The following is a 16,741-nucleotide window of genomic DNA, read 5'->3' on the forward strand; positions in this document are numbered from 1 at the left end:
GAATGTTTTCAGAAAAAGACATAGATCAAATTAAAAGTAAGGGCTTAACTCTAAATAAAGTAACTTCTCAAATTGAGTTGTTTAAAACAGGCTTACCATTTGTAAACCTACAATCTGCAGCAACTATTAATAATGGTATTTTAAAATTTTCAGAAGAAGATAAAAAAACAGCAATAAACCTGTTCGATGCTAAAAGAAACAATTATACCATAATAAAGTTTGTACCAGCTTCTGGTGCAGCTACAAGAATGTTTAAGTCATTTTTTAGTTTTATAGAAGATTATAATCCGGAAAAGGAAACAGTTAATGCATACATAAACAGAACAAAAGAATCTTTATTAGCTGTGTTTTTTGTTGGTTTGGAAAAGTTGCCTTTTTACAATTTAATTTTAGATAAAATTGAAGAAGTTTACCCTGATTATCACAATGTTTCTTCAGACAAACAACGATACATGTTTGTAAAAACCATGTTAGAAACAGACAAGTTAAATTATGGGTTTTATCCTAAAGGCTTGCTGCCATTTCATCAATATAAAGAGCATATTGCAACGGCCTTCGAAGAACACCTGTTTGAAGCTGCATTGTACGCTTCAAGCAAAAGCAGAGCAAACTTACATTATACTATTTCAGAAAAATACAAAGATATTTTTGACGATGAATTTAAAAAAATTCAAACCATTGTTGAACGTAAAACAAACACGAAATTCGAAATTTCTTTTTCATATCAAAAGGAAGCCACAGACACTATTGCCGTCAATTTAGACAATCAACCTTTTAGATTAGAAGATGGTAGCTTGTTATTTAGACCTTCAGGTCATGGCGCTTTACTCTCTAATTTAAACGATTTAAATTCAGATATTATCTTTATTAAAAACATAGATAATGTGGTGGTTTTTAAATATGAAAATGAAGTTAGTGAATACAAAAAAATGTTAGCAGGTATTTTAATCGATATTCAAACAAAAGCCTTTGAATATCTTGAAAAGTTAGAAAACAAACAACTTTCTGAAACGGAGATTATTGAAATTGCTAAGTTTCTAACTAATAACATGCATGTAGTTATTTCGTCAGAATTTGAAAAATATGCAAACGAGTATCAAATAGAATATTTAATCTCTAAGTTAAATAGACCTATTCGTGTTTGTGGGATGGTTAAAAATGAAGGAGAACCAGGTGGAGGCCCATTTTGGGTGAAAGATGAGAGTGGTCAAATATCTCTGCAAATTGTTGAGTCGGCTCAAATTAATAAAAAAGATAAATCGCAAAAAGAAATACTTAAAAATGCTACGCACTTTAATCCAGTTGATTTGGTTTGTGGTATTATAGATTACAAAGGAAATAAATTTAATTTAGAACAATTTGTAGATCATAAAACAGCATTTATTACCATGAAGACCAAAACAGGTAAAGACTTAAAAGCTTTAGAGTTACCAGGTCTTTGGAATGGAAGCATGGCTAATTGGAATACTATTTTTGTAGAAGTCCCACTTATAACATTTAATCCAGTTAAAACAGTTACAGACTTATTAAAACCTACACATCAAGTAAAATAACATGTTTGATGCCGATTTCTTAATTACTGAATTAACGTTCAAAGCTATTAGAAGCTCTGGTGCTGGTGGTCAGCACGTAAACAAAGTGTCTTCTAAAGTGGTTTTAAATTTCGACTTAAATAATTCTCAGGTTTTTTCTGAAGAACAAAAAACCTTATTATGCAAAAATTTATCAAGCAGATTAACCACAGAGGGAATTTTAATCTTACAAAGTGATGAGAGTAGAAGTCAGCATAAAAATAAAGAACTTGTAATAAAGCGCTTCTTAGAACTTATTAAACAAAGTTTAATAAGGCCTAAAAAAAGAAAACCAACAAAAGTTCCAAGAGCTGTTAAATTAAAACGCTTATCTAAAAAGAAGCAACAAGCTGATAAAAAAGCCAATAGAAAACCGCCAGAAATAAACTAAATATTTTCTTATTCTTAGTTGTTAATTCTTAATGGATAACTATCTTTGCATCGTTCTCAAAAAGGGGTGCCTATTATCGGCTGAGATCATACCCAATGAACCTAGAACAGGTAATGCTGTTTAGGGATTTAAAATTAAATAATGGCGTCATTGCGAGGAGTTTTTAGAACGACGTGGCAATCTCATTATTTCAAAAACAATTAATTATTAACCAGAATAATAACCTCTTTTTATTCGTATAAATTTATTTATCGGATGAAATTTTTATTCAACAATCTGTCATTTATAAGCAGGCAGAGCTCTCAAGTATTTTTACTTTTTTTATGTATTAGTTTTTCTGCATATTCGCAAGAAAAACAACAAGACTCTACACAATTAGAAACTTTAAACGAAGTTTTGGTAAAGGCTGTTCGTGTAGACGCAACGTCGCCAATTACACATTCTAACATTACCAAAGAGCAATTACAAAAACGGAATTTAGGTCAAGATGTGCCTATTCTTTTAAATTATTTACCGTCGGTTGTTACCACTTCAGATGCTGGAGCTGGTGTTGGTTACACAGGCATTCGAGTGCGTGGTGTGAATGCGCAATCTACCAACGTAACTATTAATGGAATCCCTTATAATGATGCTGAATCTTTAGGGACTTTCTGGGTAAATTTAGGCGATTTCGCTTCGTCTGTAGAAAGTCTTCAATTACAACGTGGTGTTGGAACATCTACCAATGGCTCTGGAGCTTTTGGTGCTAGTATTAACGTGCTAACAGATGCTGTTTCAGATAAAGCTTATGGTGAAATTGCGAATAGTTTTGGCAGTTTTAATACTTGGAAACATACGGCTAAGTTTAGTACAGGATTACTAAATGATCGTATTGAAATTGCAGGTCGATTGTCTCAAATAAAATCTGATGGTTATGTAGATAGAGCCACGTCAAATTTGAAATCGTATTTTCTTCAAGCATCTTATGTGGACGCCACAACGTTAATTAAAGCGATTACTTTTAGTGGAAAAGAAGTTACTTATCAATCATGGAATGGGATTGAGGATCCTTACATTTTAGAACATGATAGAACCTTTAATTCTGCAGGTATGTACACAGATGACAATGGTGATACACAGTTTTACGATAACGAAATAGATAATTACCAACAAGACCATTACCAGTTACACTGGAATCAAAAAATAAATAATAATTGGTCTACCAATTTAGCCCTAAATTACACCAAAGGGAAAGGTTATTTTGAACAATATAAAGAAGACCAAGAATTTGTAGACTATGGTTTTAGTGATGTCGAAATTGGAACAGAGACCATTACCGAAACAGACTTAATAAGACGTCGATGGCTAGATAATGACTTCTATGTTGCTAATGCCAATGCTAATTATAAAAACGATGCATTAAATGTTCTTTTTGGCATGTCTTATAGTTCGTATTCTGGAGATCATTTTGGAGAAATAATCTGGGCGCAATATGCCAGTAACCTAATGATAAGAGATAGGTATTATGATGGTAATGGGAATAAAATAGATGTAAGTGAATTTGTAAAGGCAACCTATAGATTAAATGATCATGTTAGTTTATATCTCGATTTACAATCGCGTTATGTAAATTATAAAACTACTGGAACAAATTCAGATGTGGCTCCTTTTATTGTAGATAAAAATTATCATTTCTTTAATCCTAAAGCAGGAATAACATATAATATCAACGAAAACAACAATTTGTATTTCTCTTATGCAAGAGCAAATAGAGAACCAAATAGAGACGACTTCGAAAACAATGCAGACATTAAACCAGAACAGCTAAACGATTTTGAATTGGGTTGGAGGCACAAATCTAATGTCTTTAATTTCAATACCAATTTATACTATATGTTGTATAATGAACAATTGGTATTAACAGGAGAAATAAATGATGTTGGTAATCCGCTTCGAGATAACAGTGGAAAAAGTTATAGATTAGGTATAGAAGTAGAAGCCGTTATTAATGTGTCTAATAAATTTAGCATCCAGCCAAATGTAGCATTAAGCACCAATAAAAATAAAGAAACTATCGTGTCTATAGATGGAGAACTAGTAGATCTTGGATCTACTAACATTTCGTTTTCACCTAATATTGTGGCGGGAAACGCCTTTGTGTTTAAGCCAATTAATGGTTTGCAAATGTCTCTTTTAAGCAAGTTTGTTGGCGAACAATATATGGGAAATACAGATGCTGAAGCCTCTAAACTTGACAGTTATTTTGTAAACGACTTTAATGTGATGTACGAAATAGAAACTAATTCTATTTTTAAATCTATTGTAATCTCTGGATTGGTAAACAATCTTTTTGGTAAGAAATACAGTTCTAATGGTTTTTATTACACTTATGATGATACTTGGTCGGATCCAAGCCAAATAACAACAATTGAAGGAACTGGTTATTTTCCACAAGCAACTACAAACTTTTTGTTAGGAGTAACTTTAAAGCTTTAATTCTAATTAGTTATAATTTTAATAAGAAAAGCCACTCAATAAGAGTGGCTTTCTGTTTTTGTAAATAGTATGTTTTAAATAGTTTTGTTAGTTATTATAAACCCGAATAATATTTCCGGTAACCTCAACAAAATAACGTTTTAGTGCAAAATTTCCAGTGGTACCCGTTTGTCCAATACCATTAAGAATTTCGTAACTATTTCCATCATCGCAATCGCAAGTTGCAATCACCCCTTCAACTGATAGGGTAGAACAATCACTTAAAGCATGGTTTGGGTCGCTTAATTCAAAAGCACTATAATTATCACCTCCAGCATAAAATAAAACCACACCATTTATGCCATAGTTGTTATTTAAGATGACATAGTTATTTGGAAATTGTAGCACATCATATGGTTGTAAATTGGTATTTACTAAGGTTCCAGTATCGAAATTGATATTTGGTAGATATTGATTGTTAGTATTTGCATCATCATCGCTTTTGTTACATGAAGCAACTATTAGAGCTAGTAAAATAATGGAATAAATACGATTCATTTTTTCTTAAAATTTTCGGTTACAATTTACAACAAAAAGTAAACACAGATAAATATTTTGTATATTTGTAATGCAATCTCGTGTTAACGAGATTTTTTGCGTTATTCCCGAACGATTTCTCCTTAGAATGTTGGAATGTGTTTCGGGATATTTATAATATATAAACGATGAAGTTATGAGTAAAGTATCTTATTACACGGAAGAAGGTTTAAAAAAATTAAGAAACGAATTAAAACAATTAAAAGATATTGAGCGTTCAAAAGCATCTCAAGCTATTGCTGAAGCTAGAGATAAAGGTGATTTAAGTGAAAATGCCGAGTACGATGCTGCTAAAGAAGCTCAAGGTATGTTGGAAATGCGTATTTCCAAATTAGAAGATCAACTTGCAGGTGCCAGAGTTATAGATGAGTCGCAAATGGACACATCAAAAATATTGGTGCTTTCTAAAGTGAAAATTAAAAACCAAACCAATGGTATGGAAATGCTTTACACATTGGTTGCCGATGGTGAAGCAGATTTAGCCTCAGGAAAAATTTCTGTAAACTCTCCAATAGGAAAAGGTTTACTTGGTAAAACTGTAGGCGAAGTAGCCGAAATACAAGTGCCAAATGGCGTGATGAAATTCGATATTTTGGAAATCTCAAGATAATATATTCTTCTTTTAAGAAAAATTTCTAAAAGAATAGTCTTAAAAAGATTCCTGCAAAACAGGAATCTTTTTATATTTACAAGTATATCGAAAATAATTATGGCATCTATTTTTTCAAAAATTATCTCTGGTGAACTTCCATCTTATAAAATAGCAGAAACCGATGAGTTTTTAGCTTTTTTAGATATTAACCCAAATGCTAAAGGACATACGCTTTGCATCCCTAAAAAAGAAGTCAATAAAATTTTCGACTTAGACGAGAAATCCTATTTAGATCTCATGGTATTTTCTAGAAAGGTAGCTATAGCTATCGAAAAAGCCATTCCTTGTAAACGTGTTGGAATGACTGTTGTTGGTTTAGAAGTGCCACATGTACATGTGCATTTAATTCCTTTAAATTCTATGGAAGATATAAGGTTTTTAAATAAAGCATCTTTAACGACTCAAGAATTTCAAAATACTGTAAAAGCTATCAAAGCGTATTTATAGATACGGAAAAACAATAAGACCTAGAATGGTAAGTGTTATAACCAAGACGCTTATTATTAGTAACCAGGCAGACTTTTTTAATTTTATTGAAGGTGTTTTAGGTGTAAAAGCTTTTTGGTGATAATTAAAAACACGTTCAATGTCTTCAGTCCAACTTATAGGATAAATATTCGTATTACAGGTGTTACATTCTAAAAGATGTGATGTTTCTCTAGTAATAGATTTATAAAATTTAGTTTCAACAAATTTTTGCAAAAAAGTTAATTGTAGGCCGTTTGTATTATAGCATTCAGGACAATTATTGTTTAAAGCAACTTCTTTAATAGTAATAAACTTCTCTTCCATAATTTAAATCGATTTCATTGAAATTTGCATGGTCGTTCCTTTTCCAATTTCAGAATGAGACACTTTAATTTGACCACCATGAAACTCTTCAATAATTCTTTTAGCTAACGAAAGTCCTAATCCCCAACCTCTTTTTTTAGTGGTATAACCAGTTTCAAAAATGGCTTTATATTGGTTCTTGGAAAGTCCTTTTCCAGAATCACTAATATCTATATTAACAGTGTTTTCTAGCTGAGAAATTTCAATGATTATTTTCCCTTTCCCTTTCATAGCATCAATAGCATTTTTTACCAGATTCTCGATGGTCCAACTATATAATTGTTTGTTTAAATTTACATAAATTTCTTCAGATGGCGTTATAAGTTCAAAATCTATTAACTTCGAGCTTCTAGCTTTTAAATAATCGTAAGAATCTATAGTTTCTTTAACGATGTCTGCTTTTTCAAGGGTGGGAAGCGAGCCTATTTTACTAAAACGTTCGGTAATAGTTTGAAGCCTGCTAATGTCTTTTTCAATTTCAACAATGTACTCTGGATTGATGTTTTCAGATTTTAAAATTTCAGCCCAACCAATCAAAGAAGATAAAGGTGTTCCAATTTGGTGTGCTGTTTCTTTTGCCATTCCAGACCATAATTTGTTTTGCGTAGCAATTTTGGAACTTCGATAAAAGAAATAGGCAACTGCGCCAAACAAAAAGATAATCAATAATAAGGCTAAAGGATAGTATTTTAACTTATTTAATACTTCAGAGTTTCCATAATACAAGGTGCCATAAACAACGGTTTCTTTGGTTTCGTTGTCGACATAAGAAATAACAATGGGTGTGTTTTCTTGGGTGTATTCTTTAATTAGTTTAGAAATATAAGTTGCGTTATTTACCTTGTTTTCATCAATATTATTTGATAGTAATACACTTCCATTATTATAAACAAACATAGGATTTGTAATTTCAGAAGTAAAAACTTTATCAACTAAAGGATTAACATTTTCATCTAAAGGATTGGAATTTATTTCCTGATGAGCAGCAGCCCAAATGTCCATCTTAGATTGCTCTTCAACTTTAAATTTTTGAAAAAACACATAGGTATTCCATAAAATAAGCGAAATAATACCAAACGATGCTACTACTATAACCCATCGTGTTAAATTTCTGTGTTTAGAAAAAAGCATATAACATTTTTTGTTTTGAAATATAATGTAAATCTGTTAATAATATTGTGTTACTAGTAAACAAATCATTTTTAGTTCCATAACAGATTAGTTACATTTGTGCAAATTAAAAAAGATTAATGACATCATACGAACCAAAAGATTTATCAGTAGCAAAATTGCACGGTTATTTGTTAAGTGCTGTGGCACCTAGACCTATAGCTTTTGCAAGTACTATGGATGAGAATGGAAACCCAAATCTATCTCCTTTTAGCTTTTTTAATGTGTTTAGTGCTAATCCTCCTATCCTTATTTTTTCTCCTGCTAGACGTGTAAGAAATAATACCACAAAACACACTTTAGAAAATGTGTTAAAAACAAAAGAAGTAGTCATTAACGTGGTGAATTATGATATGGTGCATCAAGCATCTTTAAGTAGTACAGAGTATGCCGAAGGTGTTAATGAATTTGATAAAGCTGGTTTAACCATGTTGAAATCCGATTTGGTAAAACCTTTTAGAGTGGCCGAATCCCCTGTTCAGTTTGAATGTAAAGTAAACGAAGTTGTTGCTTTAGGTTCTGAAGGTGGAGCTGGAAATTTGGTTATTTGTGAAGTCGTTAAGATTCATCTGGAAGATGATATTTTAGATAAAGAAGGGTTTATTGATCAGGAAAAATTAGACTTGGTGGCTAGAGCTGGTGGTAATTATTATAGTCGTGCTAGAAGTGGTTTTTTCGAATTACCAAAACCCCTATCAAGTTTAGGAATTGGAGTGGATAATTTCCCTGAGGAAGTTAAAAATAGCATGATTTTAACCGGAAACGATATTGGCATGTTGGCAAATGTAGATGCGCTACCAACGGATAAAGAAGTAAGTGCGTTTTTAGAATCTGTAAGCGTCCGCTATCCGGATATTAAAACAGCTTCTCATAGAGAAAAACATAAATTAGCTCATAATTATTTGAGTTTTGGCGACATTCAAAGCGCCTGGAAAATATTATTATCATAAAGTAAAATTTCAAATTCCTATTTAAGGAATATTAAAAGTTAAATTAAATTAAGTAATGGAAGTACAAGGAAGAATTAAATTAGTAGGAGATACGCAAACCTTTGGAAACAATGGGTTTAGAAAGCGTGAAGTGGTTGTAACTACAGAAGAGCAATATCCACAACATATCATGATTGAGTTTGTTCAGGATAAAACCGATTTATTAAATAATTTTCAAGTTGGTCAGCAAGTAAAAATAAGTATTAATTTACGTGGTAGAGAGTGGACAAACCCACAAGGAGAAGTAAAATATTTCAACTCAATACAAGGTTGGAGAATTGAAGCAGCTCAACCAGAAGCTTCTGGAGACATGCCTCCTATGCCACCAGCTGAAGCTTTTGAACCAGCTAATGATTTAAATGAAGACGATCATGACGATTTACCATTTTAAGTAATTGTTGATTACATTTAAAAGTAAAATCTTATATATTTAACCTCAATGTGTAAACGTTGAGGTTTTTTATTCTCTTAATATGATTACTTATTTAACAGCAGAAATTAATTTTCCTGAGGTGCATCTAGCAGATGCAGATGGTTTGTTAGCACTTGGTGGAGACCTTTCTGTAGAACGTCTCGTTCTTGCTTATAATACAGGCATTTTTCCTTGGTTTGAAAAAGATCAACCTATTTTGTGGTGGTCTCCAAATCCTAGATTTATACTATTCCCGGAAAAATTAAAAGTGTCCAAAAGCATGAAACAGGTTTTAAGAAATAGAGATTTTACGGTCACAATTAATCAAGATTTTAAAGCAGTAATCACACAATGTGCTCTTACCAAAAGAGAAGGACAACATAGCACTTGGATTACTAAGAATATGATAGATGCTTATGTAAAATTACATGATCAAGGATTGGCAAAATCTGTTGAGGTGTGGCAAGACAAAAAACTTGTGGCTGGTTTTTATGGCGTCGATTTAAACAATGGCGTGTTTTGTGGAGAAAGCATGTTTACTACAGTAAGTAACGGGAGTAAAGTTGGTTTTATTAGCTTTATTCAAAATACCAATTACAAATTAATAGATTGCCAAGTCTATACAAATCACCTAGCAAGTTTAGGTGCCGAAGAGATTTCTAGAGAAGCTTTTTTGACGTATTTATAATTTATTTATTATTTTTAGAACACATTATCAGTTAATTGATTGAATTTATTAATGAAACTTTTAAACCATAAAATAATGAGACCAAAATATATTCTATCATTTATCATCATTTTTATAGTTGTTTTATTTTCATGTAACCAAACACCTGATAATAAAAAGGAAACTAAAAATCAAGTTCAACAAAGTGAACAGAAATTTATAAACACTATTGAAACACATTTAAATGCTGTTACCAATCGAGACCTTGAAACGTTAAAGCGTACCATGTCTCCAAAAGGCAACATGCAGTTAATATTGCCAGGCACAGAAATTATTAATACAGTCGATGGATTTATGGATTACCACAAAGAGTGGTTTAGCGATGATTCTTGGACTTTCGAAACAAAGATTCTTAATACAGAAATAGGTGAAACTATGGGTATGGTAATTACCGAAATAATATACAGAGAACCCGAAAGAAATGGTGGACCCTATTTTAACCGAATGATTGTGAGTTACGATCTTAAAAAAATTGAAGGGGAATGGTATATAATTAAAGACCATGCGAGTTCTATTGAAAAATCAACAGATAAGAACTAATTTTTTGATTATGAAGAACAATAGTGAAATATCGGTTTCTGAACATGAAGCACTTATTAAAGTATTAAAAGAACGTTTTGAAAAAAACAAGCATCGTCATGAAGGTCTTGATTGGTCTAAAATTCAGACAAAGTTAGAAGCTCATCCAAAAAAAATGTGGTCGCTTAACGAAATGGAACAAACAGGAGGAGAACCAGATGTGGTTGCTTATAATAAACAGACTGATGAATATATTTTTTACGATTGTTCTAAAGAAAGTCCAAATGGTCGTAGAAGTCTTTGCTACGATAAAAAAGCTCTTGAATCCAGAAAAAAGTTTAAACCAAAAAATAATGCGATAGATGTTGCAACAGCTATGGGAATTACACTTTTAACAATTGAGCAATACCAAGAACTACAAAAATTAGAAGCCATCGATTTAAAAACTTCCAGTTGGGTAAAATCACCTAAAGATGTTAGGGAATTAGGTGGAGCTCTTTTTGGTGATAATCGATTTGGGAAAGTGTTTATTTACCATAATGGTGCAGAATCCTATTATGCTGCCAGAGGATTTCGTGGGTGTCTAAAAGTTTAATTTTAAACGTCATCGTATCTAAAACATCCAACCTCATGATCGTTTACCAAGCCTGTAGCTTGCATAAACGCATACATAACCGTAGAACCAACAAACTTAAAACCACGTTTTTTTAAATCCTTGCTCAAAGTATCAGATTCTTTTGTTGTTGCTGGAGCATCTTGGTAGTTTTTGTATTTACTTTTAATAGGTTTCCCATTCACAAACGTCCAAATGTAATTATTAAAACTTCCAAATTCTTTCTGGATTTCTATAAATAATTTAGCGTTTGCAATAGCTGAGTTTACCTTTAATTTGTTTCTTATAATGCCAGCATCTAACAACAAACTATCAATTTTATCTTGTTTGTAATTGGCAATTTTCTTGTAATTAAAATTATCAAAAGCTTTTCTAAAGTTGTCTCGTTTTCGCAAAATGGTAATCCAACTTAAGCCAGCCTGAAAAGTCTCTAAAATTAAAAACTCAAAGAAAATATCATCATCTTTTATTGGAACACCCCATTCCTGGTCGTGATACGCTTCGTATAAATCGTCTCCAACACACCAGCCACATTTATGCTTTGCCATAAGTTTTTACAATTGTAAGTTTCTACCATAAAGATAGACATAGATATGACATAAATCATAAAACAAGAAAGATTAACCCCTTATTTTTGTAAGAACAATACAATACCTATGGAACAAATAATCAAAGATGGTTTGGCAAAAAGCATGTCTTACCAAGCATATAGAGAATTAATGGCAAAAATGGTTGAAAACGAATCGACCACAGGAAACGATAAAAGTGAAGACATGGTAAATTATACCAAGTTGAACGAACAGCGAATGAAGCGTTGGGATAAAACCTTAAAAGTTTCAGATAGCGCAAAAGAAGAATTAGCTAATATAGATAGTAAACAAACCTGGTTAGTTCTTACTGAAAGCTGGTGTGGAGATGCAGCTCATGTAGTTCCTGTATTTAATAAGCTAGCAGAATTAAACAATAACATTAACTTAAGATTAGTACTTCGTGATGACAACGATGCTTTAATGAACCAGTTTTTAACCAATGGAGGAAAATCTATTCCAAAATTGATACTGATTGATGAGGCTTCTAACAAAGTTATTAATTCCTTTGGCCCAAGACCTGCTGAAGCAACAAAGTTGGTTGTAGATTACAAAGCAAAACATGGTGAGATAACTCCTGAAATAAAGGAGCAATTACAGCAATGGTATAATAAAGACAAAGGTCAAAGTGTGATTAATGATTTAATGAATCTATTAACCGTTTCTGTTTAGTTTTTACCTTCAAAATAAAAGGTAATAGTGCCAATTTGAGAGGGTTTAGAAACATCTGTACTAAATCTAGCGTCCTTAGCATAAGCCATAGCGTGCTCTTCTAAGCAATCGTTATCAGATGTTGAAGATGCATTTACATAGGCGTCTGTAACCAAACCAGAAGCATTTACAGTAATATTGATAACTATTTTTCCACCTTCTTCACACAAGTAAATAGGTGTTGGTAAATATTCATGTGTTCTGTTAACCAAAGAGTAGTGCATGCTACTTTTTTTGTTTACAGATTGCGCACTATTGCTTGGTTTTCTTTTGTTTAAGACATCATTTACGCTACTATAAGAAGACAAAACATCCTCATCAATTTCAGAAACGCTATTTGTAGAACCAGATTCTGAAGCGTCATTTTCAGTCATACTTTCTGAAGGTGTAGGAACATAATCTTTTGGGGGTGCAATTGGCTGATATGCTTGTGCAAACTTCTTATATTCTTGAGTTTCGTTAAAAGCTTTATTGGTTTCAGGAGTTTGATTTTCTTCAGCCTCGGCTAATTTTTCAGCTTCAAGTTCTTCAGGAGTTTTTGGTTCTTCAGGCTCCAGCAAGTAGTAGCTTTCTGCTATTAATTCGTTTTGTTTTTTAATATGAAAACTGAATAAGCCAAGCACGATGGTTCCAGAAACCAATAGGGTAATTAAAAGCGATTTATGTTTGTTCGTTAAATTCAAAAGTCAAATGTTGGGTACAAAACCTTGATGGGCTTCAATCTAATATACGAAAAATAGGGCTATTTGGTTGTTAAGTTTTCTATAAAGGCTTCTGGAGTCAATGCATTATCAACATTAAAATCGCCAATTTTAGTGCGTCTTAAAACAGATAAATGAGAGCCTGAGTTTAGAGCTTTTCCAAAATCGTTTGCTAAAGAGCGTATGTAAGTGCCTTTACTACAAACCACTCTAAAACCCACTTGATTATTTTCAATTCGAGTAATTTCAAATTCTGAAACAGTCACTTTTCTAGATTTTATTTCAACGTCTTCTCCAGCTCTGGCAAATTCATACAAGCGTTTTCCATCTTTTTTTATAGCTGAAAAAACAGGAGGAAATTGATTAATTTCGCCGATAAATTGCTTGGTGGCTTCGAGGATTGCTTTTTCTGTAATATGATCTGTTGGAAAAGTCTCGTTGATTTCTGTTTCTAAATCAAATGAGGGTGTCGTGCTTCCTAAAATTAAAGTTCCAGTGTATTCTTTAATTTGTCCTTGAAATGTGTCTATTTGTTTGGTCATTTTTCCAGTACAAATAACCAATAAACCCGTAGCCAATGGGTCTAATGTTCCAGCATGACCAACTTTTATTTTTTTTATATTAAAGGCATGACGAATTTCCCAACGAAGTTTATTAACAGCTTGAAACGATGTCCAATGCAAAGGTTTATCTATTAATAAAACCTGTCCGGAAAGATAATCTTCGGCTGTTTTCATATTAATTTAAAAATGCGAATATAATTGCGATAATTCCAACAACGGCACAGTAAATAGCAAAATAGGTTAGTTTACTTTTCTTTACCAGTGCTATCATCCAAGTACATGCAAATAAGCCTGCAACAAATGCTGCAATAAATCCTGCGCTTAAGGATATGAAATTAGAACTTTCATAAGTTAAATCACCACTTACAAGGTCTTTGGCAATTTTACCAAAGATTAAAGGCACGACCATTAAAAATGAAAATCGTGCAGCACGTGTTTTGTCATTACCTAATAAAACGGAAGTCGATATCGTTGCTCCAGATCTTGAAATCCCAGGAAGCATAGCTATCGCTTGCGAAATCCCAATAATTAAGGCGTTTCCGAAACTTACTTTTTTATGAGTGTTTTTAGCTTTATCTGCAAAGAATAATAAGACAGCTGTAATTAGAAGCATAAAGCCAACAAGCATGATATTGCCATTAAATAATTGTTCTAATTCTTTTTCAAAAAGCAAGCCTACAATGATGGCTGGAATCATGGATAAAGCAATTTTAGAAACAAATTGCAAATCGTCATTCCATTCAAGTTTTAAGACGCCTTTTAATATAAGCAAGATATCTTTTCTAAAAATAACCATGGTACTTAAAGCCGTAGCAAAATGAAGTACAACCGTAAACATTAAACTTTCTTTGGGAATAGAATGGTCGCCTAGAATAGCTTTACCTAATTCTAAATGTCCACTGGATGAAACTGGTAAAAATTCTGTGAGACCTTGAATAATCCCTAAAACAATCGAATCAAAAATATCCATGAGGCAAAAATATCAATTTCAAATGATGAAATGATGAAAAAAAAAGGTTTTGGAATTTATTTTTTTGAATTAGGATTTAAAAGTATTGCATACACCTGAATACCAAAACCAATTAATACAAGTGTTGGAGCTAGTCTAATTCTTCTAAAACTAAAAATATCTGGATTAAAAACATTCGGGTCGTTACTTCCTCCACCAGACATTAAAGCAAAACCTACTGCTATACAAGCTAAACCAATGAGCATAAACTTATAGTTTTTCTTTCCAAAGATAAAGTCGTTTTTGGTTTGTTCCTTACGTTTTTGTTCTCCCATAATCTTAATGTAAATAAAGATACAAATTAACGGATTTAATTAAAAAAGAACGTTAAAGAGGTTATAAATTATCTAATAATATAATTGATCTGTTTTTAAGTTTAAGAATCGCTGTGTTGCTATAAAGGTACTTATCCATGTAATAACAATTCCTAAAATAAAAACAGTCGCAAATAAAGCGCCAATTAAAATTGGACTTTGTAACAAGTTGAGCTCTGGGAATGTTTGGTTTAAATAGTATAAAACAACAGCCATTCCAGCTAAGGCTACCAGTGCTCCAACAATTCCTAAACGCACACTTTTCCAAACAAAAGGTCTTCTAATAAAATGCTTGGTAGCGCCAACCATTTGCATGGTTTTTATGGTAAATCGTTTGGAGTAAACCGATAATCTAATTGAGCTATTAATTAATAACACAGCAATAACAGTAAAAATGCCACTAATTACTAATACCCAAAAACTAATTTTTTTTACGTTGTTATTCATTAAAGTCACTAAGTCATTATCATAGCGTACTTCGTCTACAAAGTTTTTAGAAAGTGCTTCGTCTTTAATGGTTTCCAAATGTTCAGAAGTTACATAATCGGCTTTTAAATGCACATCTATAGAATTCTGTAACGGATTATAGCCAAGAAACTCCATAAAATCTTCTCCATTCTCAGCTTTCATAGATTCGGCAGCTTGCTCTTTAGATACATATTCTGTCGATTTCACATAATCAGACATCGCCAGACTTTTTTCAAGTTGCTTAATCTCTACGTCTTTAGCAGCTTCCTTTAAATAGATGGTAACAACTACCTGCTCTTTAAAATGATCGGACACTTTTTTTGCATTCAAAACCAGTAAGCCTAAGAGACCTAAAAGGAATAAAACCAATGCAATACTTAAAACTACCGAAAAATAGGAAGATATTAATCTGCGTTTTTGATACTTATCAAAAGATGAACTCATAAATGTTTAGTTAATGATGTAAAAATATAAAAGAATTCTTATCCGTTGTGGTTTACAACGTTTAAACTTTCAACATTGTTATAATAAGTTTAAATTTGATGCAAAACACTTATAACATTTGCTCCACGATTTAAAAATATCTCGTCCAGGTTTATATTTTCCAACTCTATGGATTTATTTAGTGCCTTTTAGCTTGCAAATCCAGTATTGGTTAGAAATCAATTTTTGGATTGGTTTACTTTTTGTCACCTTTCCTCTTAATTATTTAGTTTATGGATTGAATGATTATAACGATTTTAATGCCGATGAACTAAATGAAAGAAAAGGAAATTTTCTTTTTGGAGCCAAATCTACTCCTAAGCAATTAGCATCCATTCCTAGAAAAGTTGCATTAGTAGTGCTTCCATTTATTATTTATTTTACAGTTGTTTCTGGTTGGAGAATGTTGTGTTTACTAATGTTTATGGTGTTTATTAATATTATTTATAACTTCAAGCCTTTTAGAATTAAAGAACGACCTCCTTTTGAAATTTGTATTCAAATGGGATATGTGTTCACAGCCTTTTTTAGTGTGCAACTAAATAATTTAGATATGTTACCTTGGCAAACCATACTATACTTAACTTTGTTTGCATTTCAGGCACATATAGCTGGAGAGATTATGGATATAGAACCCGATTTAAAAGCAGGTAAAAGAACCACAGCAACACTTATTGGAAGAAAAAACACCAAACTACTAATGCTGTTTTTACTAGTGTTAGAAACTTTTATTCTTGCATATTGGTTTCAGGATTATGTGCTTGCAGGTTTTTTAGGCATATTTTCGTTATGGTTAATTGCAGATGTGTTTTTCATTTTTAAAGAAAAGCCATATACTTTAAATCAAATGAAATTATTTGGAATTGCTATGAATCTTAGTGCCATACTTTCAATGATTTGGGTCTTATATTCTGGTAAACTTTTGCAACCTATTTTTTGATCACTCTTCCTTTTACAATCATATAATAAACCGTAAATT

The 16,741-nt window shown here is 31.9% G+C and carries 21 protein-coding genes and 1 riboswitch; of the genes, 12 read left to right on the plus strand and 9 right to left on the minus strand.

The features are described from left to right. The first annotated feature begins 2 nt into the window (after positions 1–2). The 3 genes from ACI5KZ_RS07635 to ACI5KZ_RS07645 all read left to right on the plus strand — a co-directional run bounded on the left by ACI5KZ_RS07635 (position 3) and on the right by ACI5KZ_RS07645 (position 4,437). A complete protein-coding gene (locus ACI5KZ_RS07635; protein WP_406847347.1) occupies positions 3–1,553 on the plus strand; it encodes a DUF4301 family protein in 1,551 nt (516 codons plus the stop codon). Between the two features lies 1 nt (position 1,554). Beyond that, entirely contained in the window at positions 1,555–1,962 is a 408-nt protein-coding gene (gene arfB, locus ACI5KZ_RS07640; protein ID WP_406847348.1) for an alternative ribosome rescue aminoacyl-tRNA hydrolase ArfB, read from the plus strand. Positions 1,963–2,014: 52 nt separating this feature from the next. After that, a riboswitch (TPP riboswitch) is annotated at positions 2,015–2,106 on the plus strand. Positions 2,107–2,217: 111 nt separating this feature from the next. Next, positions 2,218–4,437 carry a TonB-dependent receptor gene (locus tag ACI5KZ_RS07645; protein WP_406847349.1) on the plus strand — a complete coding sequence of 740 codons (2,220 nt, stop codon included), beginning with the start codon at positions 2,218–2,220 and terminating at the stop codon, positions 4,435–4,437. An 87-nt stretch (positions 4,438–4,524) separates the two neighbouring features. On the opposite strand, the gene ACI5KZ_RS07650 is transcribed toward ACI5KZ_RS07645, so the two are convergent. Then, the gene (locus tag ACI5KZ_RS07650) at positions 4,525–4,974 is read right to left on the minus strand and encodes a hypothetical protein (RefSeq protein ID WP_109308386.1); all 450 of its coding nucleotides are present in this window, start codon (positions 4,972–4,974) and stop codon (positions 4,525–4,527) included. 175 nt (positions 4,975–5,149) lie between these two features. On the opposite strand from ACI5KZ_RS07650, the gene greA reads away from it, so the two are divergent. Then, the gene (gene greA / locus ACI5KZ_RS07655; protein WP_109308387.1) at positions 5,150–5,623 is read left to right on the plus strand and encodes a transcription elongation factor GreA; all 474 of its coding nucleotides are present in this window, start codon (positions 5,150–5,152) and stop codon (positions 5,621–5,623) included. Between the two features lie 99 nt (positions 5,624–5,722). Beyond that, positions 5,723–6,112: an HIT family protein gene (locus ACI5KZ_RS07660; protein ID WP_109308388.1), complete on the plus strand. Its 390-nt coding sequence runs from the start codon at positions 5,723–5,725 to the stop codon at positions 6,110–6,112. On the opposite strand, the gene ACI5KZ_RS07665 is transcribed toward ACI5KZ_RS07660, so the two are convergent. Together ACI5KZ_RS07665 and ACI5KZ_RS07670 are read right to left on the minus strand one after the other, a co-directional pair. Then, complete coding sequence (locus ACI5KZ_RS07665; protein ID WP_406847350.1) at positions 6,107–6,457, minus strand: hypothetical protein; 351 nt, start codon at positions 6,455–6,457, stop codon at positions 6,107–6,109. The genes ACI5KZ_RS07660 and ACI5KZ_RS07665 overlap by 6 nt on opposite strands. Positions 6,458–6,460: 3 nt before the next feature. After that, on the minus strand, positions 6,461–7,627 hold the full coding sequence (locus tag ACI5KZ_RS07670; RefSeq protein WP_109308390.1) for a PAS domain-containing sensor histidine kinase: 1,167 nt from the start codon (positions 7,625–7,627) through the stop codon (positions 6,461–6,463). 119 nt (positions 7,628–7,746) lie between these two features. Between ACI5KZ_RS07670 and ACI5KZ_RS07675 the strand changes: the two genes are divergently transcribed. The 5 genes from ACI5KZ_RS07675 (at position 7,747) to ACI5KZ_RS07695 (ending at position 10,908) form a co-directional block, all read left to right on the plus strand. Further along, positions 7,747–8,616: a flavin reductase family protein gene (locus ACI5KZ_RS07675; RefSeq protein WP_109308391.1), complete on the plus strand. Its 870-nt coding sequence runs from the start codon at positions 7,747–7,749 to the stop codon at positions 8,614–8,616. Between the two features lie 55 nt (positions 8,617–8,671). Beyond that, positions 8,672–9,046 (plus strand): DUF3127 domain-containing protein, encoded by a 375-nt coding sequence (locus ACI5KZ_RS07680; protein WP_109308392.1) that lies wholly within the window; start codon positions 8,672–8,674, stop codon positions 9,044–9,046. A gap of 82 nt (positions 9,047–9,128) precedes the next feature. Next, positions 9,129–9,755, plus strand: coding sequence for a leucyl/phenylalanyl-tRNA--protein transferase (gene aat, locus ACI5KZ_RS07685; RefSeq protein ID WP_109308393.1), 627 nt, complete (start codon positions 9,129–9,131; stop codon positions 9,753–9,755). A 75-nt stretch (positions 9,756–9,830) separates the two neighbouring features. Further along, entirely contained in the window at positions 9,831–10,334 is a 504-nt protein-coding gene (locus ACI5KZ_RS07690; RefSeq protein ID WP_165815785.1) for a nuclear transport factor 2 family protein, read from the plus strand. A 10-nt stretch (positions 10,335–10,344) separates the two neighbouring features. Further along, a complete protein-coding gene (locus ACI5KZ_RS07695) occupies positions 10,345–10,908 on the plus strand; it encodes a DUF4256 domain-containing protein (RefSeq protein ID WP_406847351.1) in 564 nt (187 codons plus the stop codon). A 2-nt stretch (positions 10,909–10,910) separates the two neighbouring features. Here ACI5KZ_RS07695 and ACI5KZ_RS07700 read toward each other — a convergent pair whose 3' ends face one another. Next, positions 10,911–11,474 (minus strand): DNA-3-methyladenine glycosylase I, encoded by a 564-nt coding sequence (locus ACI5KZ_RS07700; protein WP_406847352.1) that lies wholly within the window; start codon positions 11,472–11,474, stop codon positions 10,911–10,913. A 108-nt stretch (positions 11,475–11,582) separates the two neighbouring features. On the opposite strand from ACI5KZ_RS07700, the gene ACI5KZ_RS07705 reads away from it, so the two are divergent. Continuing rightward, a complete protein-coding gene (locus ACI5KZ_RS07705) occupies positions 11,583–12,185 on the plus strand; it encodes a thioredoxin family protein (protein WP_406847353.1) in 603 nt (200 codons plus the stop codon). Here ACI5KZ_RS07705 and ACI5KZ_RS07710 read toward each other — a convergent pair. The 5 genes from ACI5KZ_RS07710 to ACI5KZ_RS07730 form a co-directional block, all read right to left on the minus strand. Further along, entirely contained in the window at positions 12,182–12,907 is a 726-nt protein-coding gene (locus tag ACI5KZ_RS07710; protein ID WP_406847354.1) for a hypothetical protein, read from the minus strand. The two genes, ACI5KZ_RS07705 and ACI5KZ_RS07710, sit on opposite strands and share 4 nt — an antisense overlap. Before the next feature lie 59 nt (positions 12,908–12,966). Beyond that, positions 12,967–13,662 (minus strand): tRNA pseudouridine(55) synthase TruB, encoded by a 696-nt coding sequence (truB, locus tag ACI5KZ_RS07715; RefSeq protein ID WP_109308398.1) that lies wholly within the window; start codon positions 13,660–13,662, stop codon positions 12,967–12,969. Between the two features lies 1 nt (position 13,663). Next, positions 13,664–14,458, minus strand: coding sequence for an undecaprenyl-diphosphate phosphatase (locus tag ACI5KZ_RS07720; RefSeq protein WP_406847355.1), 795 nt, complete (start codon positions 14,456–14,458; stop codon positions 13,664–13,666). 56 nt (positions 14,459–14,514) lie between these two features. Then, positions 14,515–14,772: a DUF3098 domain-containing protein gene (locus tag ACI5KZ_RS07725; protein WP_109308400.1), complete on the minus strand. Its 258-nt coding sequence runs from the start codon at positions 14,770–14,772 to the stop codon at positions 14,515–14,517. 72 nt (positions 14,773–14,844) lie between these two features. Continuing rightward, positions 14,845–15,723: an ABC transporter permease gene (locus tag ACI5KZ_RS07730; RefSeq protein WP_109308401.1), complete on the minus strand. Its 879-nt coding sequence runs from the start codon at positions 15,721–15,723 to the stop codon at positions 14,845–14,847. A 118-nt stretch (positions 15,724–15,841) separates the two neighbouring features. On the opposite strand from ACI5KZ_RS07730, the gene ACI5KZ_RS07735 reads away from it, so the two are divergent. Beyond that, positions 15,842–16,702 carry a UbiA family prenyltransferase gene (locus tag ACI5KZ_RS07735; RefSeq protein ID WP_109308402.1) on the plus strand — a complete coding sequence of 287 codons (861 nt, stop codon included), beginning with the start codon at positions 15,842–15,844 and terminating at the stop codon, positions 16,700–16,702. The last annotated feature ends 39 nt before the right edge of the window (positions 16,703–16,741 follow it).

It is taken from the genome of Xanthomarina sp. GH4-25 (genome assembly GCF_045363175.1).
Classification (GTDB): Bacteria; Bacteroidota; Bacteroidia; order Flavobacteriales; family Flavobacteriaceae; genus Xanthomarina.